Raw genomic sequence first — 23,781 nt, forward strand, 5'->3', positions numbered from 1 at the left:
GGCTACTTCACCGAGTCACGACTGAAAGTCCTCCATCGAGGCTGGCACATGGACAAATGCTGGTGCAGATGCCGCTGCTGTCGGTGACGAAATCGCTGGTTAAAGAGGCGTTTAGCGGATAGCAGAGAGCTTCATGATAGCGGCATTTTGATATTGATTGGTATTGCGTACAGACTTGCAATGTCACGACACTAGATCGGGGCGCCTATCTGCTGATCGAAATGAGGGAACATGAGATATATCTATTTGATTCTGATCGCTGCCCTATTGGGGGGGTGTGGCAAATACAACGCGGTTGACACCGTGTCTGACGCTAATCCGGATAGTCGAGACATTGGTTTGTGTGGGGGCGGAGTTGGTATCGACAATCAGGTGGGTCTGATTATTCGTAATGAGGCCAAAAAATCAGGTGGTGAGCTCTCGGCTTCTCAACGTTCCAAAATACAGGCGGCAGCGGTAGACGCGGGGATTTTGTCAGCGAATGACAATTATGAAACCTATGTGAAGTGCATCCTCGAGCTAAATAAGCGTCGTGGCGACAACCAGGCGCTGAGTCTGCAACAACGCCTGCAACAGCCTGCGTTGAAGGTCTGGCGCCAAGGCTATGAAGAAGAGAGCAGGTATGTTCGGCGTTTGGTGATCGAAAATACGGGTGAGGAGCTGACTGAACTACAGGTGACAAAAGCGCCCTTTCTTGTGATCAGCGGAATGTGCGTTATTGATCTGGCCGAGAAAGCCGACAAAAAAAAATGCAGTGACTTATCCGTCGCATATGTTCCCCTTGCAAATTATTACTCCTCAGTTACTTGGGTCGGGGCTTATAAGGGCGAGCTCTACTCGGTCGATGAAGTACCAGATGGCATGGACGACGTGGTGAAGCGTTTCACACGTGCCAATGCTATACCCGGAACCCAAGCATTGAATGATAATCTAGTGCTTCTGGTGAGGGTTCGTTACAAGGACAAGTTTCAAGAAAGGCACGAACGCTTCTTCGATGTCACGTTCACGCAAATAGAGCTTGAAAACGATCTAGGCCAAGCGCTCTTTGCAAACCGTGAAAAGCAGCTTGAGGCTGGCTTGGTGGTCGATGTACGAAGGATTACAGTGCCACGTCTGCTAGAGGTCTGGTCAAGCCTTCTGCAGCCTAGGAGTGAGCTGCCGACTTTTTGGCAGCGTCTTGAAAAGCGCCGACGTGAGGTCTGAATTCAGCTTGGCAATCCACACCTGAGATTAATTGCACAGGAGGTGTCACTCGGTTGCTCACGCACTTGGGCAGAGGAGGGCATCTTACCGACTTACCTTCACACCGTGGTGTTTGGGAACAGCTACGGGTGAGTTTTGAGGAGGGAGGACTGTTGGAACTCAGGCCGGGTGCATCCTTTTCAAACCATCCAAAGCATGCCCTCAGATATGCCCCCAATGTAGCAATAGTCTGGAAGTGAATGGGCCTTTATGACCTATGAAAAGCCAGGAATGATCAACTAAACAGCCTGCCCGACGAAACCTAAAGACTCTCAGGGTCGCCAAAGAACATTTTGACTTGGCTCTAGGGCGGTATCTTCAGGCAGGAAAAATTCAAATATGCCCCCAGTTTTGCCCCCAGTGCATCAGGTTCGCGAGTGGCGATTTCAGGCAGAGACCAGATGGCTTTCAGTAGTTCATAGGTGCAGGGTAGGGGCCTCATCCTAGAGCGCACAAGTTTGGAGTTTTAGGTCATATCGGATGACCCACACTATTGGGTTCTACGACATCGAATCAATGCATAGATGTTGTGGGCCGAAACGCCGTGGCGCTCGGCTGTTTCCGCAACTGAGTATCCGCGTTTAATGACCTGCCTGACGGCTTCTGCCTTGAGTTCCGGCGTGCATCGTTGTGTGCTTATAGACTCTTCCTGTGCTCAAAGCGAAGGCTGGAGAAGTCTACGGTGCCGGGGGCAGTCCAGGCTGTGATCTCGCGCGTCCATTTTTTCCATGCCAATTATTCAGCATCATAGTCCTCGGATGACCATGAAAACTCCGCTTTTCCTCTACAAATACCAAAGCTTCACACAGTATTCATTGCAGTCGTTGGCTGAAAACACCGTTTGGATGTCAAGCCCTGCCAGCTTCAACGATCCTTTCGATTGCGCGATTAATCTTGACCCCAAGAGGCTGCACGAGTCTGTCGCACATGCCCTCGAGATCATCATGAAAAATACCGTGGTGGACGATGCCCTGAAGGTATCGAGTGAATTGGATGAAGCCGCGTATGCCGAGCTTCGCGAGTCACTACGTGCCCACATGCAAAAAATCGGGGTTCTATGTCTCAGCGAGACTCCTGAAGAAATCCTTATGTGGTCTCACTACGCTGAGTACCACAAGGGCTTCTGCATCGAGTTCATGATCGATGATACGTGTCTGCTGGGACGCCTCGCTCAACCGGTGAAATACACCGAGATCTACCCGCCACTCTCTTTGAAAAATCTGCCTGCCGATGCTGAGGAGAGCTTTATCGACGTTTGTGTGTACACGAAGGCCAAGCAGTGGAGCTATGAGAGGGAATGGAGAGCCCTTGCGCCTGCTGGAAGTAAGCTTTATCGGGCCCCGGCGCCGATCTCTGCAATCATTTTTGGCGCACGTATGCCTGATGCCAATAAAACAGAAATTCACCAAATCCTCCATCTGAACCCCGGAATCCAGTTCAAAGAAGCCTTTTTGCTTGAGGACGTATTCGGCCTGGGGTTTCTTCCCTACGTAGCGTCCAGTGCATCCTGAAACGAGGCTGTGGGGGCTGTGCAACAAGCAATGAGCCCTTCGTCAACCGCTGATTCAATGGATGACCCAGCGGAGGTTAGACTGCGTGTGAAGGTGAAATCAGCGCATGCTCGGTGGCGATAGAGATGACTGTATCAAACTAGGGGGGGCTTCAAGATCAAAGCTATGCAAGGTGACGACTACCCTAGAATTTCAGATAAAGTTTGCGTTGCTCATGGGTCAGCTTCGAGAACAAAGGATGATCTTCAAGCGCGTAGGCGGCAAACTCGGGGTTGCGTAATTTCCAGTATTTATTAAAGCTCGTCACGATTATTTTTACAGTTTCGAATATTTCCTGAAACTTAACATCAAGCTGTTGCAGGATCATGGTGAAGTGGCATTCATACATTTCGCTACCTCCATCGTACCAGTCGTGGTCGTGGATGGTTGCCTCGATGCTCGGAACACCCCATGCAAATCCGATTAGCGGGCAGAGCTCCCTCATATCGGAGTAGACATTGCGAATGCGACGCTCATGCTCATGGGCAGCGAAATTCTCCGGATCATATGTCCCCTCGCCATCTACCGGCAGGTGGCCGTTGCGTTGGTAGCGATCGAACAGGCTTATAAACGTCTTATGTGTAGTCATGATCGACGGCAGCGCCCAATCCATCATTCGAAGATTTTTAGCGAACTGGTAATGCAGATCGAGTTTTTTTACATCTGTAAAATCTGTTTCGGTAAACCGTAAGCTCAGAGACTCGGTACGACCAATTATGAATCTAGCGGGATCATGTCGTTTTTCCAGCTCAATCGACTTGAAATAAACCTTCTCGGTATCAACATCGATCATCACTATAAAAACGGGTGTTTCGTAAACTTTCCAGAGATTAAAGGTTCTCCGCTTGATTTCAACAACGGGGGATTCCTCGGGCTTGTCACGGCTCCCAGATGCTGTCCCCTTTAGCTGAATTCCAGCAATCCAGCCGATGACCTGGTTGTTCTGGTCAGTAAACTCAAGATGAAAATCGATGCCGTAGTCGTTCTCGGTCTGGTCTCGTAGTATCCATTGAGGCGGAAGCGCCACACGCAGTAGTGTTTTGGCGCGACTATCGGTCACGTGAGAGGATGGCCGCTGGGGAAGAGAATAATCGAGCATGTTAGTTCCTGCACTGGATAGACGGAATCGATCTCAAGGCAGAATTAGCCGCCTTAGACCGAATTCGGGGATGGATACCTTAGAACGCACCCTACAGCAAGTAGGACTGGGCTTGCTCCGTTTCGAGTGGGTGCAAAGCATCTGGCGGGGTATCGGGGGTGATCCGCCGCTGGAGGGGAAAAACCGAACGGGTGCTGTTGTAGTCCAATCTGCCGGACTCTGGTAGCAGAGGCAGGGTGAGGCGACGCTCGAGCTTCAGCGCCTAGGCCGCCCGTTTTCAGGGTTAATCCGCCACAGTCGCGCTTGGCTTCACGAAGCAATATCAGGGCTGCGTCTCGATCCGTCTGTGTCAAATCGGGCGGGCCGCTGGCCTGTACCCACATCGAAGACTGGCTGGTCGGGTCACCGCAGTGGGCGTTCACTGGGGCTTTCGAGCAGTCGGCGACAGATATCGCTCCGTTATTTGTCGCTTCCAGTTCGGCAACCTCGCTCTGCAGATGCTGCAATAGGACACGGTCGCCGACTCAAATTTTTTCGCAGGCTTGTGCTGTGATGGAGTTCTCATTCCAAATCCTTCAAATCAACCCTCATCACTGTCCATGGGGGGTTTGAGATGTAACAAGTGGTGGTAGATGTTCACATCACTCTGATTGATTTTACGTGTTTCCTTATAGTATCTGGCGTTAAAGCTATTTCCCTGTGTGGTTATGAGTTGTAATCCGCTTTTGTAATCATCGTCAAAGTCTCTGTAGTCGCATTTCTCAACATGTTTAACATAGGATTCGCACAGCCGTGAGAAGTTTTCCGTAGCTACATAGATCACTACAAACACCGTACTCATACCCATGGAGTTATATCTGCCGATCTTGTTCAGGTGCTCATCAATTTGCGTAGTGTCGATGTAGTTCCCAAGCCTAAAACCTTCAAATAGGAAAACCGGGTTTCCCCTTCCATCCCGTACCCAACCATCAGTCTCGCCGACACCCTTACCGCTGCCTGAGCGCCCAGTACGTGACTGATCCGGCATCGTCCAATTAAGAAAACTCATGCGTTGACATACGAGCGATACAAACCAGTCGTTAATCATGTCTTCCTCATCGAGCATGATCGTGCTCGCGGACGCTGGAGCCAATTTTTTGCGCTGGAGATTTCCATTACGTTTCAGTAACTCCCGACCCACATGCTCTACCAATTCGAACAGGTACTCATCAATATTTGTTGTGGCATTCATAAATATTTGACTTTGATCGTATGCGTTCATGTCCTTGATTGTAAGCCATGCAAGACGCAGCTTGTCATGAGAGGAGTCAATCTCAGCATTGAGGATTGGCTGAGGCTTAGATAGGCCCACGGTGCCGGTGCTCCTGAGGCTATTCTCAATGGCAGCGATTTTCTCTTCTACATCGAGTGGGAAAGATCGATGAGTAATACGTATCTGTTGGAGATAAGACAGTGCTTCTTCGGCGCTTCTCATACGCTTGAGATACTCTGCCCTCAGTGGAGCTAATTCATAGGCCTTCTGCTGCTGGGGCGATGCCACATTCCAGAATCGTTTGAAATCGTCGAAATGTTCCGTTTCCAAGCAGAGCTGAAGAATGTAATTTAGCTCAACATCGCTGAGTTTGGCGGCGAGATCCGTCTTGAAAGTTGTTTGATAGGTGTCCAGCCAGCGCTTTAAATAAAACTCAAGCGGTTCGGGTCGAGCAATGTCAGTGGGCCAAGAGAGCGCTACTTTGATAAAACCCGTCGCGTTCTGTAATGTTTGTTCTACATCGAGCACACTGCTGAACATCTCCAGTGCTTTGGCATGATCCACAAACATTGTAAGGGAAGCAATCAGGTATCGCTTGAAGCTTTGAACTTCATTGGTGATCTGTTGTTCTTCGCTGGATATTTTATACAAGCATAGTCTATTGATTTTTTCCTGGTCTGGCAGCTTCTTGTTGTCAAATATATCTTTAAGGTCTAGTTTGGCAGATATTTCAGCAGTCTTGTTTTTAAAAGTTTTGTGAGAGTATTTCCTTACGTAGTCTAGATATTCCCTGGCAATTTTCATTTGACCATTGTTAGCGGCTTTCAGGATGATGTCGAAGGCTTCGGGGGTCCAGTTGGTTGCCGCTTCTTCTAGATTACGCTCAGCTATCAGTCCTACTACAAGTTTCTTGTTCTCATATGCAGTAGTGCGCTCTAGCATTATAAATAGCGCTCTTAAGGGGGCCTCCCTTCGCCGCAAAATTGCAATTAGCTCTTGAAATTCTATCGGAGTAAAATTGTTGGCTACATTGCAAACTGTTGGCCATAGTTTTATAGGGCTGTAGTCCGAGTTATCATGCAAATAATCGAAAACTCCAGATTGCCACTCTGAATAGAAGCCAAAGCGTTCGATAATACCCATGAGCTTACTTGCAAAAATGCGCTTCTCCACTGCGTGCTCTGGAGTGTATTCAGTTTGCGTGAAAAGTTTCAGTAGCAATCGGGTGTGCATGCGAGCAGCGAATACGGTGTCTCTTTTTTCTTTGGCGGGGTCACCTGAATCGATCGCAGGTTGATCATCAAGAGCACTGATCCAGCGTTCGCGCTGCTCGGCTAATGCGTTTATATAGACGCTGAGCCATTCAAGCTCATCAAATGCGAGCGGGTCATCAACCGCATTTGTGTCACCATTCAGGCGGTCATACAGCAGTCCTAGGTAGCTATCGATCAATGCCCCGCATGCATCAAGTGCATGGCTACTCGAATTATGGTGTGACTTGGATGAGGCCAAATCCCAGTCAAGGCACCAGAATAAAATCAGCCACCCTCCGAGGGGTAGATATCGGTCCCCTATACGAGCCTTCTGAAGGTGTTCGTGCGCACGATTGATGAGTATTTGGCGGTGATCCTCTATGAGGTACCTAACTTGTCTTGAATCATCCAAGTACCTCACGGTGCTTATGGTCTTTTGGAGGCTAGGCAGGCGAGTGTCTGCTATTAACTTGTGACGAGAGTTGTAGTTGATCTCGTGGTTGGCGAACCAAGCGATCATTTCGCAAAGCTGATCTATAGCTTCGGGTAGGGCTGGTAGGCGAACATACTGCTCGTAGCTGTTGTAAAATATTTCAAGAGCTTGAGTCCATACTAAGTCACCCCAGTTCTTCTCATAAGAGGCATATTCTGATATGGGGCGCATGTTCCGCTCTATATTTTCATAAACACCGATCAAGCCAAATTGGTTTGTCTTCGGGTTCGAGAGTAAGAAGCAAAGATAGGGAGGGTGATAGATATCACTGAACAGGGCTCCGACCAATTTAGGGGAGCGATGGGCTAAGTCGATTAGTTTCCGGGTGAGAGGGAAGCTGTCTCTGGGGGAGTAAAGGTTATGCTCGCGCTGGAGGATTAAGTGAACTAAGTGCTCGCTAATGCCTCCGATCCCTTGGAATCGATAATGCGTTACATCTTTCCACCATTTTGCACCCTCTATGAGCGTGGTGGGGGGGCTGCTCGCTAGATTGTAGATCATGCTTTCAAGCTGAGAGAAATCAAGAGCCTCACAATAGGATTCCGCTTCTTGGCTCACTTCGTCAGGTTGTCCCGGTCTTTTCCGCACCACTAGAGGAGATGGCTTCTTGATGATGTTGTTAACACGATTGTGACTGATAGCGACATTGGCTGCGCAGTCTGCCCAGCTATCAAATAGTGTCTTATCTGCAGCGATATAGTTGAAGGCGCAGTCAAGGTACTGTTTAACGTCGATATCTAGATCGAAATCGATTTGGAAGATAGCAATACTGCCAGCGGCCAGTCGCATCCTGGTGATGTAATTGGAAAAAGCGGTATCTGGGTCTACTGAGCCGTCTATCAGTCGTTTCCATAGGAAAGTGCCTACGCCTTTAAGGTCTTCGCGCTTTACCTTCAGCCGATAACCTTCGGCTCGAGATTCAAAGGTATCGCGCAGGAAGGCCAGGTCGATTGAGGTAACGTCTTCTTGGCAAAGTCTTAACTGCGGGGGTTCCCAGACATCGTTGAGGTACCGCAGCTCGTACAGAAGGGTGTGTGCATCTAGCTGATGCCGCAGCTTTGGCGGCATGTCGGGGGTCGAGGGCACTTTGGGCTGTACGGCCAGATAGTCATCCGGGAATGCAATAACGCGGGCCTGTTCAAGCTCCGAGACGTCCACCGGGTAAGCTAGACAAAACTCTGCACCTGCCACTGTTGGCCAGGAATCTCGCCCCTCTAGCAGGGCTGTCACGTTGTCTCGGTTTAGAGGTCTCGGGTAGATATGCGCAGCGTGAATGTAATGAGCGATCCGCTCGTGAAGGGAGTTTGGAGAGGCCACACGCGAAGGGTGCGTGTCTTTGTAGAGCGCCAGTTTTCTCTCCAGATCTTTGATCAGATCATACGAACTCATGTTCTTCCGAAATCCTTGGTGGGTCGCTCACTGCGTCGACGCCTGTGCTGGTAGCTTACTGAACGGTCATGGTTTTTTCGATAACGCGAACACCATCATTCGCCCGGCTAGTTGAGCGGGACGCGATTTGGTTCAGGAGATTATCCTTGCGTGTGTTTTACGAAGGCTTTGACGCTGTTACGCAGAATGCCTTGGCAGTCGTCAGCTTGGCCGTTACCGGGTTAACGCATGGACGGCAAGGCCTCACTCAGTTTTGAGGTGCGCGAGCTCGGCGCCAGGCCGGGCCTTTCTCGGAACACTCGATTGCGTTATATACGGTCGGGAATATGCCCCACAGGGACGGGCGATCCCAAGCGCCGCATCCAGGCAACGCACAACGAACTTGGTACCGCCTGGGTTAAAACCGTGAAAAGCGGCTTTTCGGGCTTCGATTTCAGCTTCAGCCTCCGCCGTACTAGGGGCGCCAGCTCGGGGCTGATGAGCTCGACGAGGGTCTGACTGCGGATTCCACGCTATCCGGACACTCAGCCCACGAGCATCCAGATATTCATTCTACGTTCATCCGGACAGGAATTCGGAGCGTACTGACGCAGGTTGACATTGTTACTCTGAAGTGATCGGCGTCTTCAGTTTCGTCATGCGTTTGCGCATCGATTCGCTCTGTAGCTCGATGCGATAAGCGTTATGTGGCAGCCGGTCGATGATGGCATCGCCTAGGGGGGGCGCGCCGATCAGCGCACTGATCGATTCTGGGTCAGCGCGCCGTCAGCCACTGGGTCAATTCGACGTCAGTTTACCTTGCTCCAGCTTGGAGCAATTGAGGCAGCATCCATCACGTATCCGTTATTGCACGCTTCAGCTCAATAGGATTTGATCTGCAAAACAAGGATGGAGCCTTTTATGTACCTCGCTGAGCTGACGATCAAAAATTTCCGCAAACTGCGTGACGCCAAGCTGAAATTTCAGCCGGGACTGAACGTGTTGGTAGGCCCAAACAATTTGGGCAAAAGCGCCGTATCGGACCATGGCAGCGACCAAGGCTGCCTACCTCGTAGCAGGTTCTGAGCTGTTCCTGAGTAACTATCAGTATTGGCCAGGGGGTGACGATCGCCCGATCTCGGTCAAGGAATTAGAGGTAGGAATGGAAGACGGGAGTCCGTTTTCTTCGTCGATGCTCACGCAGGGCCAGCACACCTAGTCACCTGGAAGGCGCTAGATTCTGTGACGCGGCTTGGCAGCACAGGCGCTTACACCCATGACCTCGGACGCTACCGGGTTTATCGAACCTTGGTAGAGCAGCCGGCTGTGCTTCGAGCTTTAGTAGCCCGTTACCCGCAAATCCTCGTTGATGAGTCTTAGGATTTGAGCGCGCTGCATCAGGCTATCTTGGAACTCATCATAAAGGCCGGTGCAACGGTGTCCCTCATCGGGGACGTCAATCAAGGCATCTACGCTTTTGCGGGCGCTGACGGCATGTTTCTGCACACCTACGAGGCGCGGGCCGGTGTCACCCCATACAAGCTCACTCGAAATTATCGTTCGTTACCACCGATCATCGACATTGCGAACCGACTTTGTGGCAGGAACGACAAACCAGATCGAGATCCCGAGGCGGGGGGAGGTTATTTCATTGGGTACAAAGATTCGGAGCTCCCCAGGCTGTTTGACTCGTTCAAAGCTCGAATCGACGAGTTGAAAATGCAGCACGACGATGCGGCAATTATCTGCAGATCGGCGGATCGAGCGGTGATGCTGGCTGGAAAGGTCGCCCCTCCGGGACAAGGCACCGTTGCCATGTTCAGTGAAGCGGCGTTGCTACGAGATCAGCAAGGGCGCTATTAGGAGTGCTTTAAATGTGTATGCAGAGCTGTCGTCGGTTTGCTGGATGATCCTCCCCACGGACTCAGTACCGAGTTACAAGGTGCCCCGCATGAGGGATGGATGCTGCGGTTGAGGCGACTGCTATGGGCCTTCATTCGCAATGAAGACGCTGGTTTGCCGTCCTCAAATCTCATTGCCAAAACCGATTGGCATCCCTGGCTTGTGAAGAATCTTAAAATCCTGCTTGCGACAATCGAAAAGCAGTTTGGATTGAAGGCAGTTGGCACCCTAGGTAACAAGCTGGCAAAGACCAAGCTTCTGGAGCTCCCTCTTGCTGGTTAGGGTGCAGATGCCAAACAGGGGCCGGGTATCAGGGTAGAGACGGTCCATCGGGTAAAAGGTGAGTCCATCGGCGCAGTGCTGTATGTGGCGAAGAAGCCCAATGTCCAAGCGTTATTGGCAGGCACCGATGGCGAAGAGGGTCGTATCGGTTAGTTGGGCATGTTCAATTTTCGGGTCAGAGTCGCCCGGTGAAGCAGCCTTGTTCGTAACCAAGGCGATCCCGAGGCCGAATAGAGCTGCCTGCGGCCTGAAGACCATTGAATGCATGGTGACGCCACTCCTGGAAGGGAATGGCGAGATCCTGGGCAGCTTGACGTGAGCCACAGCAATCAATACGGATTACATTTGAAGGGGCGGTGGTTGGCCCCAGTTCCAAGAGGGGCGCGAATCGAACGGTGGCCACTACCGTCCCCCCAACGGTGGTGGCATATTAGTGCTATAGACAGGCAACATTCAGGGAATAGAGGTCCATGCCGACAAAAACTGCCGAAGATTTTCTGGCCGCGCTAGCGGATGAGCTTGCAATCAGCGAGTCACGTTACGACCAGGCTCGCCGCAGCTATGCATCATTGGGTGACTGGCTGCACCGTCCAGAGTCCACCGTCCTTGCTTACGATCCTCAGGTCTATGTGCAAGGATCATTTCGGCTGGGGACGGCAATTCGTCCTTTAAATGATGAGGAAGAGTACGACGTCGACTCAGTGTGTCTGCTCCGGTTCCTTGGAGCGAGAGATCTGACCCAGGCGCAGCTGAAGGAGCTTGTCGGGAACGAGATAAAGGCATACCGCAGAGCCCAGAACATGGTGAAGCCTGTTCGAGAGGGACGGCGTTGCTGGGTGCTTGACTATGCAGATGGTGCCCAGTTTCACATGGATATCGTCCCGGCTGTCCCAAACGCTGAGCGGCAGCGGTTGTTGCTCGAAGCTCGAAATCTTGACCTGAAATGGTCCGAGACGGCGATGGTCATTACGGATCTTGAGTCGCCTGTCTACCATGTGGTTTCCGATGACTGGCAGCGCTCCAACCCGAAGGGTTATGCCGAGTGGTTCAAGGGCAGGATGGGGGAAGTGTTCGAGCGCCGCAAGCGCGCATTGGCGGAGTCGATCAGAGCCAGCGTCGAAGATATTCCAGATTACAAGGTAAGAACACCTCTTCAGTCCGCCATCATGATCTTGAAGCGTCATCGTGACGGCATGTTCGAAGGGCGGTACGACGAACGCCCGATCTCGATCATCATCACGACACTTGCCGCCCATGCTTACAATGGCGAGGAAAAGATCGCTGATGCCTTGTACGCAATCCTCTCGCGGATGCATGACTTCATCGAGCATGATGGATCACACTGCATTATTCGCAACCCTTCCGATCCCCTTGAAAACTTTGCAGACAAGTGGCCTGTACATCCGGAACGGGAGGTCGCGTTTTTTGAGTGGTTGCATCAGGCACGTCAAGATTTTGAGAAGCTAGCGGGCCAGGTTGAGCGTCGCCGTCTGATCGAGAGTGTTCAACCCCGCATGGGGGCTGCCGTCGAGAGGGCTGCCACACGCCTCGGCCCTCTACCTGGCAGCATGCTGAGTCCTGCTTCAGCCGCTGCTGCAATCGCTTCAACAGCCAGTGCCCCAGCTTTTCCGAATACTCGGCGGGAACCTACTTCGCCAAGGGGGTTTGCTTGATCTGGTGGGCGGAGCAACCACGCAGGGCACAGTCGGAGCGTGCTGCGATATCGGAACTGGCAGACAAACATGACTGGCTACAAGCGGTGGTCTGGAGGCTCACCGGGGAGCTACAGATCGCCGTCGACTTCGAGCTGGTAGTGAATGATAGGGTTATTCCACTGACACTGGACTTTCCTGAGTTCTTTCCGGATGTGGTGCCGTCGGTTGTATCCCGCGAAAAGGAACGTCTGTCCGGCCATCAGTACGGCCCATCGGGTGAGCTGTGCTTGGAGTACCGCTCCGACAATTGGATGCCAGAGATCACTGGCGCCATGATGATCGAAAGTGCTCATCGCCTGCTTTCATCCGAACAGGAAACTGGTGAGCCCGCGCCGTCAGATCACAGAGTCCTCCCTGCGCAGCGAGCAAGAAACTCCAAATTCCGCTTCCTCTATTCCAGGGCTGTATGGGCTGGCCTGTTGTCGGTTGAAGAGGGACATGCAGTGGATGCTGAGCTGCAGGAGCATCACCTCGCCGGTGTATACGCCGCTCAGCTTGCACGAATAGGCCCTACAGAGGAGCCCATTTGGCAAGAGCCCAACAGGCGTGGCTATGGTGCTACCTCATTGAAAGCAAAGGTAGTCCGCTTGCCAGAGGGGGCTGCAGTCAAGTGTCGAGCAGTCGATGAGCTTGTCGCACTACTAGAGCAGTTTGGCCTTGGAGAGTTGGCATCTGACTTGGTACAAGAGCCGAGCGAGATTGAAGTCATCCTCTTCGACGGACAGAGTATTCAAGCGCTGATGATGTTGGGCCAGGCTGGAGCAAAAACGCTCATCAACTACGACCTGGTATTTGCTGAGCGTGATGGCGCTCGTCTTGATCCCGCATACGTCAACCTCGGGTCTGCCAAGGTTGCGATTGTTGGCTGCGGATCTCTAGGTTCCAAGGTGGCCGTGCAGCTTGCCAGAGTTGGTGTGGGCAAGTTTGTGCTGGTGGATGGCGACATTCTGGCTGTGGGTAATTTGGTTCGTAATGAACTCGATTGGCGGGCGGTGGGGATGCACAAGTCGCAAGCACTGGCCGCTCGCGTGAATGAAGTAAATGCCGATTGCGAAGTCCTCACTCGTACTACTGTGCTCGGTGGCCAAGAGAGCGGAGGGTCAACCGCTACCACGATGGAGTACATCGCAGACTGTGATTTGATCATTGATGCAACCGCCGATCCCGCGGTCTTCAACCTTTGTTCGGCCATTGCACGAAGAGCCAAGAAATCATTGTGCTGGGCTCAGGTGTTTGGTGGTGGGGCTGGCGGAATAGTTGTTCGGTTACGTCCAGATATAGATCCCACACCTTTGGAGACCCGTAGGCGCATTGAGGCGTGGTACGCCACTCAGGGCGTCGAATGGCCTGATGAGCCGGCCGCCCAGCCTTATGCTGGGGGCGGCGAATCGGGAGTGCCGCTGATAGCCGACGATGCAGACGTCACTGTGATTGCTGCGCACCTGTCTCGCTTTGCCACTGACCTACTTGCTCGTCCCGAAGCGACGATCTTCCCATACTCCGCTTATTTGATTGGCCTGTCTGGAAGATGGCTCTTTACGGCGCCATTCGATGTTAGGCCGATCGATCTTGGCCCAACCGATGGTTGGAGCATGGAGGTACAAGATGGCGACGTTGAGGCCTTCAAGAAATTCTTCGCAGACCTTCTACCAAAGGCCAACGATGCAAGTTGAATTTGCGGATAGCGTCAAGGAGCAGTTGCGAAAGGCGCTCAGAGCGGCGGGTAGTCGAGAGATTGGCGGTGTGTTGATGGGGGAGCAGATTGAGCCCGGTCATTTCCGAGTTGTTGACTTGACGATTGACAGCCAGACGGGAGGGCAAGCCCATTTCGTCCGGAGTTCGGAAGCCCATGCCGAGGCGTTGAATGCGTTCTTCTGCGAAACCGGGCATCAATATGATCGCTTCAACTACTTGGGTGAGTGGCATTCGCACCCTCGATTCCCGGTGACGCCAAGTGCTCAGGACGTTGAGTCTATGGTCGATCTTGTCAACGGTGAGCGCGGTATCGATTTTGCGGTTCTGCTGATCGTTCGGCTGCAATGGTGGCGGAAGATCTCATGTTCTTGCACCTTGTTTCGTCGCCATTTTAGCCCATCACCGGTTGTCATTCTGGAGCATAGACATTGATAAATTACTTCATTAAATCGCTTATCGATTGGGTCTTCAGGCGACGTTCGCCGGGCGTCACACTGATTCGAGTAGGCGTGCCCCTCTTTGGTCTGGTGCTCGTAGGACTGACAGTCGGCATTACGATTCCAACTTCCCAGGGGCCGTTTAACTTTAGCTGGGATACCTCTGGAAGCTCCGGTGCGTTGAGCTGGGGTGTGTTCGCGATAGCTTGTGTGATTGTATTGCTAGGTGGATGGCTGGTCGTTTGTGATATCCGCCGAGAGAGCCGTAAGAAGGTCATCGTGATCGAGGCCAGAGGGTTGAGAGATTGGCAAGGTCAACCTCTGGCTTCAGCGGTTCCCTCATCAATACCCGGTCGCCGTGAGCAGGTGATCAGCGACTTGAGGCAAGGAGTTGTAGACGGGCAGATCGTGAGCCCAGAGGCTGCAGTACGTCGAATTTCAAGCCTGCCGGATGACATTGCACGACGTTGCGATGGGTTGGATCGATCCGATATATCGTTTGTGCTCGGTGGGCTTGCACCGGTGCCATTGCTTTTTCTCCTCGGAGTGATCGTCGACGATGAGTCAAACACGGTCATCATGGACTGGGATCGGCAACTGCGTGCCTGGCGTGGGTTGACCGTTGATGATGACGGTAAACGCTTTGTGGTGGCAGGCTTGGATACCTTGCAAGCAGGGGCGACCCGCGTGGCGCTCTGTGTGACCGCTTCGTACGATGTTTTGGATGTTGATGTGCAGATCGCTGAAGCAGGAACGCCCATTATCCGGATGGATCTGGAAGGGCGTGGTACCGACACGCATTGGTCCGAGTTGAAACAACAACAACTCGCTCAGCAGTTTCTCGATACAGTTATGTCCTTGGTTCGAAAAGGCGTTACAGAAATAACTTTGTTTCTGGCTGCCCCTGCAAGCCTGGCATTGCGGCTAGGCATGTTGTATGACAAGCGGAATCTGCCTCGCCTGGAGGTCAATCAGTACGAACAGGCCGATCCCAAACGATTCCCTTGGGTAGTGCGCATGCCTGTAGCGGGGGTGCTCCAGCCGGAAATCGTACACCGATGATGTCGCTAAAGTTCTCTTGGCGCTTAGCGAAACACTGATGCTTAGGCAGGATTGCGGGCAGTGGGGGCATCCTTTTCAAACCATCCAAAGCATGCCCTCAGATGTGCCCCCAATGTAGCAATCCACTGGAAGTGAATAGATCTCCATGGTTTGTGGAAAGGCAGAAATGATCAGATGAACAGCCTGCCAGACGACGTCTAAAGACTCTCAGGGTCGCCAAAAAACATCTGAATCCGCGACCGTAACCACCGTTCTCCCGGATCATTATCCTGCGACCCCCGCCACGCCATATGCAGCTCAAAGCTGCGCACCGGCAACGGCGGATCCTCCGCACGCAAGCCTCCCGCCGAGGTCAGCGCCTCGGCCGCATAGTCCGGCACGGTCGCCAGAATATCCGTGCCTGCCAGCAAGGTACCCAACCCGTTGAACTGCGGCACGGCCAGTACCACGTGGCGTTTGCGGTCGAGTTTTTCCAGTTCTTCGTCAATAAACCCGCTCAAGTCACCGGCAAACGACACCAGCGCATGGGGGCGGGCGCAGAAGTCGTCGAGGCTCAGGGAGCCCGGTACGCTGTCGGCGCGCAGCAGTTTTGGCAGGCTGCGGCGCAATACTTTGCGTTTGGCGTTGGCGGGCAGGTCGGCGGTGTAGCTGACGCCGATGGAAATTTCGCCGGAAGCCAACAGGCCCGGCATCAGGATGTAGTTGACGCGACGCACCACCAGCACAATCCCAGGGGCTTCGGCACGCAGGCGTTTGAGCAGTTGGGGCAGCAGCGCGAATTCAACATCATCGGACAGGCCGATGCGGAACACGGCGGTGCTGGTGGCCGGGTCAAACTCGGCGGCGCGGCTGACGGCGGTGGAAATGGAGTCCAGGGCCGGGGAGAGCAGGGCGAAGATTTCCACCGCCCGGGCCGATGGCTCCATGCTGCGGCCGGTGCGCACGAACAGCGGATCATCAAACAGCCCGCGCAGGCGTGACAACGCTGCGCTGATGGCCGGCTGGCCGAGGAACAATTTCTCGGCGGCACGGGTCACGCTGCGCTCATGCATCAAGGTTTCGAATACGATCAAGAGGTTAAGGTCGACACGACGCAGGTCGTTACGGTTCATCTTGTGTCCTGGAAGAGTCAGCAAACTTGACGAGAGCGGCCATATGTAAACAATGACCGGCATGAATCTTACGGGGAAAGGCTGGTACTCTGCACAGGATAATTGAGTTTTCCTACGATAGCTGAGGTCTATTCCTCACATGCGGAATCAATGACAGGCATGTCGACTATTAATGGCGACCGGTGGTCTTACCCGGAAAGCCCAGATAGAGTTCATGGCATTAGAGGTTACTTTGACGAGGTTTGCGATGTCCCGCACGATCCGTTTTCACAAGTTTGGTCCGGCCGAGGTGCTCAAATGCGAAGAGCATGCAGCCGCGCAGCCCGCACCGGGCGAAGTGCAGGTGCGTGTCGAAGCGATTGGCATCAGCTGGTATGACATTCTGTGGCGCCAGAACCTGGCGTCTTCCCATGCACGTTTGCCGTCCGGCCTTGGCCATGAAATGGCCGGTGTGGTGGTCGCTGTAGGCGATGGCGTGGATGATTTGGCAGTGGGCGATAAGGTGGCCAGTTTTCCGGCCGAGAGCCCCAATGATTATCCGGTGTATGGCGAGCAGATCGTCCTGCCCCGTTCGGCCCTGACCCGGTATCCGGATGTGTTGAGCCCTATCGAGGCGAGCGTGCACTACACGCCGCTGCTTATTGCCTACTTTGCGTACGTGGACCTGGCGCGGGTCAAACCTGGGCAATTTGCCCTGGTGACGGACGCGAGCCACTGCGCCGGCCCGTCCTTTGTGCAACTGGGCAAAGCCCTGGGTGTACGGGTGATTGCGGCCACCAAGGACAGTGAAGAACGTGAGTATCTGCTGTCCCTGGGGGCGGAAAAGGTCATCGTCACCGAAGAGCAGGACCTGTTGATGCAAATCAACAAGTTCACCGACAACCGTGGTGTCGATGTGGTATTCGACGGTTTGGGCGGCCCACAGATGTCGCTGCTCGGCGATGTGCTCGCGCCGCGTGGTAGCCTGGTGCTGTACGGCTTGCAGGGCGGCAACCAGACACCGTTCCCTGCCTGTGCAGCGTTTCAAAAGAACATTCAGTTCTTTGTGCACTGTATCGGCAACTTCACGGGCAAGCCTGAGCTGGGCATCATCCAGGACCAGGTCGCCTTGCAGCGGGCGCTCCGGGATATCAACCAGCTGACCGCCGACCGTGTGCTGGTACCGCTGAAAACCACGGTGTTTCCGTTCAATCAGTTCGTGGAAGCGCATCGCTACATGGACGAATGCCCGTGCCGGGAGCGAGTTGCATTGCAGGTTGAAGCTGTTTAGGGTGTAGGAATATTCTCAAAAAGAACATTTCTTACACTTGTTGCATGGGACAAAAGCGCCATTTGACAGGGCTGCAAGGGTGCTGCCCACCCGCTGCCAGATTGGCGCTTTAACCCCTAAAACCTGATATTTTCCCTGACGCCGCCCTGAATTCCAGTGCGGCGTCTTTGTGTGCGCGTGACTTATAGGCCTGTTGTTATTCATCTGCACTGGTTTTCGGCAGGGTTCTGTATCTATTAATCATTATTCCAGCGCTGATAATTGCGCCGTCACTTTCATCTCAAGGACTGAGCAATGATTGAATATCCGATACCACTATCGCGAGTAGTTGAAACTGATTGCGCGGTCAGCGCAGGGCGCCAGGGAAACTCAGGTGCTCACGAGAAGTTTCAATACAATAAGTTGGAAAGTTGGTCGTAGGCATTTGTAAGAACCTTCCTTAAGTGGTCGTTCAGATGCGTGTAAGAGTTTGTCAGAAACATCCTAGGGACCTGATCCTGCTTGCTGGAAGCCAGTAAATACGGCGTTTTTTTTGCGTTTTCAGGACGTGTGCCTATTACGATGTAACTGATGTCATTTTGTTTCGTGGTGCTAATGTTTAGTCATTGGCGTACGGGGCTGCGCGCGAATTTCTTACACGCGCAACAGGTCGAGCAAATACTGCCAACAGTTGCTTGAAACTGATATCCAAACTCAGGTAATAGAATGATGAGCACTATTCACGAACAGGCTATGACTTATGTTTATCAGCAAGTTTTACAGCGCTTGATCGGGCACTTTGCTCGTGAAGAGCGAACGGCACTCCAGTTATTGGTCCAGCGGATCGTGGTGGCGGCAGGCGGCATGGAGCAAGTGGGGGATTACAAAGTGCTGGTGGCCCATGGCGGCGGTAAAGTGAGTAGCTACACCTTGGCCTTGTTGCGGGCTGCTCAATTGACCATCGCTGGACGAGCCCCACGAACCTTTCATTTGCGCGTCGCGACATTGCGGCATGCCGGAATGACCGAAAGCATGCTTGATGACCTCAATCGGGGTTATGGGCGTCTGTTTCTACACGATGATCCAAGGGTTGAGCTGTTGATGGTGGAAAACCAGGAAGTTATACCTTTCAACCACTTGCGACCCGCGTCTACCCTTGGACGAGAAATCAGCCAGCGCAACATGTTAATGGTCGGTCACCTGAGTTCTGGTGACTGCCGCGCCACGTTGTGCAGTGATACCTACCTGGCGCTTGGGGATTTCTACCAGCGCGTCGCCTCCTGGAATGGCGGAGTGCATGCGCTGGTCAGCGGTGACTCGCCACGCAAGCAGACTCAGCTTCTCGCCTGGCTCAAGAACACAGCACGCGGTGCGGGTATCGCGATACCGGAGAATTGGCCGTCGTCGCTCACCGGACTGTTCGCACGCATGGACGAATGGAGTACCGGTTATTACCGCGATGTATACGGAGACCAGTATGCAGCGAGTCAAAACCCTAGCAAGGCCAGCCATCGTCACTTGGCCTACATCGGTATCGCCGATTTGCTGGACGACGTAGACCTGCCATCCTCATCCATGCTCAACGCGTTCATGGCCCTCTCGCCTGACCCGCAGGGTTTTCGCTTCAGTCATCCCGCCTATTCCAACCCGCTGCTGATGGCCCACCTGCGTGGGCTGCAGGCCCAATGCCTGCGGGACCTGGATTATGAGCAAGGCGTGCAAGATTTTATCCGACAGGCCACACGCTGCGTGCCCGAGGCCGTGTTCGAACAGCTGGGAACCCGTGAAAGCCGCACCCTGTCGAGCACCTATGCCCAGCAGTTCTTTGGGCTGGACGAGACTCAGTTGATTTGCCTGCTGTTCTCCCCGTTTATCCATCATGGTGAACGGCTGGAAGGCTATTTGCGACAGTGTCATCCGGGCATGCTGGTGGCCTTGCCGGAACTGCACAAAGCCCTGCAGGGCAAGCTGTCCGCCGACATGCTGCAACAGTGGCTCACCGATACCAGCGGTTTATCCATGCCTTTGTTGCAACACCTTTATCGCAAACGCCCGCTGAGCTACTCGAGTGGCGAACAGCACAGTGCTGGCGCCATGGCCTATGACAGTGCGCAAGCCTGTCAATTGTCCGGGCGATGACACTGCGCGGCGAACGGCAGGCGGATTTCGCGTATCAGGCGGTCTATCGCTACATGATCAACCTGATCAACGAGGTCAGTACCGACGCACGGGTAAAACTGCCTTCCCTGCGGCAATTGGCGGGGCGCTTGAACGTGTCGATCTCGACGGTCCAGTATGCCTACTCGTTGCTTGAAAAAGAGGGCAGGGTCTATTCGGTGGCCAAATCGGGCTATTACGCCTGGCCACTCTCCGCAAATCCGCTGGCAGGTGCCAGCGGTGATCTGTTGGATCGGCTCTACGCCGCGGCACGGAGTCCAGGAATGGTGGTGCTCAGCGGGGATGAGCCCGCGCTGCTGGCTTCTCTGGATGGCACGCTGTTGCGCCTGGAGCGTGAGCTGGTCCGCCAGTATCCGCGGTATCTGCAGCCCTGGTCCCAGCCTTGCGGCGTCTGGGAGCTGCGCGCAGCGCTGGCGGCGCGTTACACGTCGTCGCCTACTCGCTGCTGGCAGGCCGACAATGTCTACATCGGTGCTGATCTGCGCAGTGTACTGGACATCCTCATCGAAGTTTTGGGGCTGAGGGGGAGGTCGGTGATTGTGGAATCGCCTTGCGATTGGTTGGTCCTGCGCCTGCTTCAGGATGCCGGGGTGCGTATCCTTGAGCTGCCCTGGACAGCGGAGGGGCGCCTGGATCTGGTGAACCTTGACCAGTTGCTGGGCGTCGAGTCGGTGCATCTGGTGTTACTGTCATCAAGGGTCAGCGTGCCGGCCGGGATTTCCATGCCCCTTCAGGATCGCCTGGCCCTGGCACAAATGCTGGACCAATACGGTTGCTGGCTGCTGGAAAACGACACCTTTGGCGAGTTGGGTTTCGACGATTCGCAGGCCGCACTGCGGGAGCTGGTGAACCCTGAACGACTGATAGTGTTTTCCTCTTTCGAGAAAGTGCTGGGTTCGGAAGCGCCCTATGGCTATCTGCTGTCCCGGCGTATGAGCAGCGAACTGCAGCGCCATTTCCTGTTGCGCTCGTTTCGTCTGTCACCGATCCGTCAGCGCGCCATTGCGCGCCTTTATCACAGCGGACGAATTGACCTGCACCTGCGTGGGCTGCGCCTGCAGTTACGCGAGCGGGCGGACGAAATGTGCGAGCGCCTGGACCGGCATCTGGGAGACCAAGTGGCCTATCGTGCACCCGCTGCCGGTGCAGCGTTCTGGTTAGGCTCCACAAGAACAGTGGATATGCGCCAGGTGTTCCAGCGCCTGCTTGCCCGGCAAGTGGTGATTGCTCCTGGCGAACTGTTCAGTGTCAGCGGCCTGCATCAGCAACATTTGCGTCTGAGCCACACTTTTCAGGGGCAACAGGATTTGGACAGTCTCCTGGCGGCGCTAGGTGAAGCGCTGCATCAGGCGCAGACGGGATGAGTGCATGAAGTTTCTCTTGCTGTTGTAGGATCGATAACGTCGCGCAGTAGTCCAACTCTCAGTAAACTGCCGTTTTATCCCGAATCTTTCTTTCCGAGGTTTATGCATGACAATCAGTCCTTTTGCGGGCAAGCCGGCGCCAGCCCAGTTGCTGGTGGATATCCCGCGACTGGTCACGGCCTACTACACGGGCCAGCCTGATGCAGCAATCTCCACCCAGCGCGTGGCGTTCGGTACCTCTGGGCACCGTGGCAGCTCGTTTGAACTGAGCTTCAACGAATGGCACGTACTCGCCATCAGCCAGGCCATTTGTTTGTATCGTGAAACCCAAGGCATCAACGGCCCGCTGTTCGTCGGCCTGGACACCCACGCGCTGTCGACGCCTGCCGGTGCAAGCGCCCTGGAAGTACTGGCCGCCAATGGTGTGCATGTGATGTTGGCCGAAGGCGACGAATACACGCCGACACCTGCGATTTCCCACGCCATCATCTGCTACAACCGTGGCCGCACCAGTGGCCTGGCCGACGGCATCGTCATTACGCCGTCGCACAACCCGCCGCAGAGTGGCGGCTACAAGTACAACCCACCCAATGGCGGCCCGGCTGATACCCACGTAACCAAGTGGATCGAAGCCAAGGCCAACGAACTGCTGGCCAACCAACTGGCCGGGGTCAAGCGCATCAGCCACGCCCAGGCCCTCAAGGCCGATACCACTCATCGCCATGACTACCTCAACAGCTATGTGGCTGACCTGGTCAACGTGATCGACATGGACGCCATTCGCAGCGCCGACCTGCGGCTGGGCGTGGATCCGCTGGGCGGAGCAGGGGTACGCTACTGGTCGGCAATTGCCGAGCATTACCGCCTGAACCTGGAGGTGGTGAACACTGAGGTCGACTCCACGTTCCGCTTCATGAGTGTTGACTGGGACGGCCAGATCCGTATGGATCCGTCCTCCAGCTACGCCATGCAAGGCCTGATCGGTCTCAAAGAGCGTTTCGACGTGGCCTTCGCCTGCGACCCGGACCACGACCGCCACGGCATCGTCACCCCGTCCGGTGGCCTGCTGGCGCCGAACAACTATCTGGCGGTGTCCATCGACTACCTGTTCCAGAACCGTCCTGACTGGCGCGCGGACGCTGCCGTGGGCAAGACCGTGGTCAGCAGTGGCTTGATCGATCGCGTCGCCGCACGCATTGGCCGTCGTCTGTACGAAGTGCCGGTAGGCTTCAAATGGTTTGCCGATGGCCTGTTCGAAGGCTCGTTGGGCTTTGGCGGCGAAGAAAGCGCCGGTGCTTCGTTCCTGCGCAAGGACGGCAATGTTTGGAGTACTGACAAGGATGGCCTGATCCCGGCGCTGCTGGCTGCAGAAATGACTTCGCGCAAAGGCCAGGACCCAAGCCAGATCTACCGCGGCCTGACGGATGCCCTGGGCGAGCCGTTTGCGATTCGTGTGGATGCCAAGGCCACTCCGGCGCAGAAAGCCTTGCTGGGCAAGTTGTCGCCGGACCAGGTGACCTCCACTGAATTGGCCGGGGAAAGCATCCAGCAGATTCTCAGTCACGCGCCGGGCAACAACCAGGCGATCGGCGGGCTGAAAGTGATGACTGAAAGCGGTTGGTTCGCCGCACGGCCATCGGGCACCGAGGATATTTACAAGATTTACGCCGAGAGCTTTATCGGTGAGGATCACCTCAAGCAATTGGTGGAAGAGGCGCAGGTGCTGGTAGACGCTGCTATCAGCCAGTAACCCATTGTAGGAGCCCGGCTTGCCGGGCTCCTACACAGTCAAGCGAGGTCAACCAAGACGATCTCGCTGTCTTCAACCGCCGTCACCCGCAACACCTGCTCATCTTCAATCGCTACACCATCTCGAGCTTGTGCACGCAAGCCGTTGACTTCAATGACGCCAGTCGCCGGCACCAGATAAGCCCGACGCCCGCTGTCCAGCCGGTACTCGGCACTTTCCCCAGCTTTCAGGTTCGCCGCTACCAGCCGTGCATCTGCACGAATGCGCAGGCTCTCGGTGTCCCCAGCCTTGCCACTCGCCAGCGTCACAAAACCTTCGCGATCACCCTTGGGGAACGGCTTGGCGCCCCAGGAAGGCGGTAAACCTGCCTCGTTCGGAATGATCCAGATTTGGAAAATCTTGGTCGGCATGTCTTCCAGGTTGTACTCGCTGTGGGCGATCCCAGTGCCTGCGCTCATCACTTGCACATCACCCGCCTCAGTGCGGCCCTTGTTGCCAAGGTTGTCGGCATGGCTGATCGCGCCTTCACGCACATAGGTGATGATCTCCATATCGCGATGCGGGTGCTGCGGGAAGCCCGTGCCCGGCGCGATGATGTCGTCGTTCCATACCCGCAGGTTGCCCCAGTGCATGCGCTTGGGGTCGTGGTACTCGGCAAACGAAAAGTGGTGATGAGCGTCAAGCCAGCCATGGTGGGCGCCGCCCAGGGAGTTGAAAGGTCGAAGTTCAAGCATGATCGTCTCCTGTGAATGGCCCTATGATCCTGCAGCTCATGATC

16 protein-coding genes and 1 pseudogene are annotated in these 23,781 nt (G+C 54.4%); 12 read left to right on the plus strand and 5 right to left on the minus strand.

The features are described 5' to 3' along the window. Positions 1 to 231 precede the first annotated feature (231 nt). Entirely contained in the window at positions 232 to 1,203 is a 972-nt protein-coding gene (locus CI807_RS21800) for a hypothetical protein (RefSeq protein ID WP_095016172.1), read from the plus strand. A 547-nt stretch (positions 1,204 to 1,750) separates the two neighbouring features. On the opposite strand, the pseudogene CI807_RS21805 reads toward CI807_RS21800, so the two are convergent. Further along, a pseudogene (locus CI807_RS21805) lies at positions 1,751 to 1,882 on the minus strand (transposase); the annotation flags it as partial. Positions 1,883 to 2,006: 124 nt separating this feature from the next. On the opposite strand from CI807_RS21805, the gene CI807_RS21810 reads away from it, so the two are divergent. Continuing rightward, entirely contained in the window at positions 2,007 to 2,753 is a 747-nt protein-coding gene (locus CI807_RS21810; RefSeq protein WP_095016173.1) for a DUF2971 domain-containing protein, read from the plus strand. Between the two features lie 184 nt (positions 2,754 to 2,937). Here the strand turns inward: CI807_RS21810 and CI807_RS21815 are convergent, their stop codons facing one another. Next, positions 2,938 to 3,891, minus strand: a complete 954-nt coding sequence (locus CI807_RS21815; RefSeq protein ID WP_095016174.1) for a DUF4365 domain-containing protein — start codon at positions 3,889 to 3,891, stop codon at positions 2,938 to 2,940. 580 nt (positions 3,892 to 4,471) lie between these two features. Further along, positions 4,472 to 8,278 (minus strand): hypothetical protein, encoded by a 3,807-nt coding sequence (locus CI807_RS21820; RefSeq protein WP_095016175.1) that lies wholly within the window; start codon positions 8,276 to 8,278, stop codon positions 4,472 to 4,474. A gap of 900 nt (positions 8,279 to 9,178) precedes the next feature. Here CI807_RS21820 and CI807_RS21830 point away from each other — a divergent pair. The 6 genes from CI807_RS21830 (at position 9,179) to CI807_RS21860 (ending at position 15,350) form a co-directional block, all read left to right on the plus strand. Next, entirely contained in the window at positions 9,179 to 9,343 is a 165-nt protein-coding gene (locus tag CI807_RS21830) for an AAA family ATPase (protein ID WP_256221200.1), read from the plus strand. Between the two features lie 297 nt (positions 9,344 to 9,640). Beyond that, the gene (locus CI807_RS21835) at positions 9,641 to 10,120 is read left to right on the plus strand and encodes an ATP-dependent helicase (protein WP_095016176.1); all 480 of its coding nucleotides are present in this window, start codon (positions 9,641 to 9,643) and stop codon (positions 10,118 to 10,120) included. Positions 10,121 to 10,911: 791 nt separating this feature from the next. Next, on the plus strand, positions 10,912 to 12,114 hold the full coding sequence (locus CI807_RS21845) for a nucleotidyltransferase (RefSeq protein ID WP_095016177.1): 1,203 nt from the start codon (positions 10,912 to 10,914) through the stop codon (positions 12,112 to 12,114). Further along, a complete protein-coding gene (locus tag CI807_RS21850; RefSeq protein ID WP_095016178.1) occupies positions 12,111 to 13,829 on the plus strand; it encodes a ThiF family adenylyltransferase in 1,719 nt (572 codons plus the stop codon). The genes CI807_RS21845 and CI807_RS21850 overlap by 4 nt, the downstream gene beginning before the upstream one ends. Continuing rightward, on the plus strand, positions 13,819 to 14,283 hold the full coding sequence (locus CI807_RS21855) for a Mov34/MPN/PAD-1 family protein (protein WP_027605761.1): 465 nt from the start codon (positions 13,819 to 13,821) through the stop codon (positions 14,281 to 14,283). Before CI807_RS21850 ends, CI807_RS21855 begins: the two co-directional genes overlap by 11 nt. Then, entirely contained in the window at positions 14,280 to 15,350 is a 1,071-nt protein-coding gene (locus CI807_RS21860; protein ID WP_095016179.1) for an SAVED domain-containing protein, read from the plus strand. Before CI807_RS21855 ends, CI807_RS21860 begins: the two co-directional genes overlap by 4 nt. A gap of 197 nt (positions 15,351 to 15,547) precedes the next feature. Here CI807_RS21860 and CI807_RS21865 read toward each other — a convergent pair whose 3' ends face one another. After that, positions 15,548 to 16,462, minus strand: coding sequence for a LysR substrate-binding domain-containing protein (locus CI807_RS21865; RefSeq protein WP_010210548.1), 915 nt, complete (start codon positions 16,460 to 16,462; stop codon positions 15,548 to 15,550). A gap of 247 nt (positions 16,463 to 16,709) precedes the next feature. Between CI807_RS21865 and CI807_RS21870 the strand changes: the two genes are divergently transcribed. The 4 genes from CI807_RS21870 to pgm all read left to right on the plus strand — a co-directional run bounded on the left by CI807_RS21870 (position 16,710) and on the right by pgm (position 23,003). After that, the gene (locus CI807_RS21870; RefSeq protein WP_016975808.1) at positions 16,710 to 17,732 is read left to right on the plus strand and encodes a zinc-dependent alcohol dehydrogenase family protein; all 1,023 of its coding nucleotides are present in this window, start codon (positions 16,710 to 16,712) and stop codon (positions 17,730 to 17,732) included. A 708-nt stretch (positions 17,733 to 18,440) separates the two neighbouring features. Beyond that, a complete protein-coding gene (locus CI807_RS21875) occupies positions 18,441 to 19,850 on the plus strand; it encodes a hypothetical protein (RefSeq protein ID WP_095016180.1) in 1,410 nt (469 codons plus the stop codon). Further along, positions 19,847 to 21,253 carry a PLP-dependent aminotransferase family protein gene (locus CI807_RS21880; protein ID WP_095016181.1) on the plus strand — a complete coding sequence of 469 codons (1,407 nt, stop codon included), beginning with the start codon at positions 19,847 to 19,849 and terminating at the stop codon, positions 21,251 to 21,253. The genes CI807_RS21875 and CI807_RS21880 overlap by 4 nt, the downstream gene beginning before the upstream one ends. Positions 21,254 to 21,359: 106 nt before the next feature. Next, entirely contained in the window at positions 21,360 to 23,003 is a 1,644-nt protein-coding gene (gene pgm, locus CI807_RS21885) for a phosphoglucomutase (alpha-D-glucose-1,6-bisphosphate-dependent) (RefSeq protein WP_095016182.1), read from the plus strand. Between the two features lie 38 nt (positions 23,004 to 23,041). Here the strand turns inward: pgm and CI807_RS21890 are convergent, their stop codons facing one another. Continuing rightward, entirely contained in the window at positions 23,042 to 23,737 is a 696-nt protein-coding gene (locus CI807_RS21890; protein ID WP_095016183.1) for a pirin family protein, read from the minus strand. Positions 23,738 to 23,781: the final 44 nt, after the last annotated feature.

The sequence above is a fragment of the Pseudomonas sp. NS1(2017) genome (assembly GCF_002269425.1).
GTDB lineage: Bacteria > Pseudomonadota > Gammaproteobacteria > Pseudomonadales > Pseudomonadaceae > Aquipseudomonas > Aquipseudomonas reactans.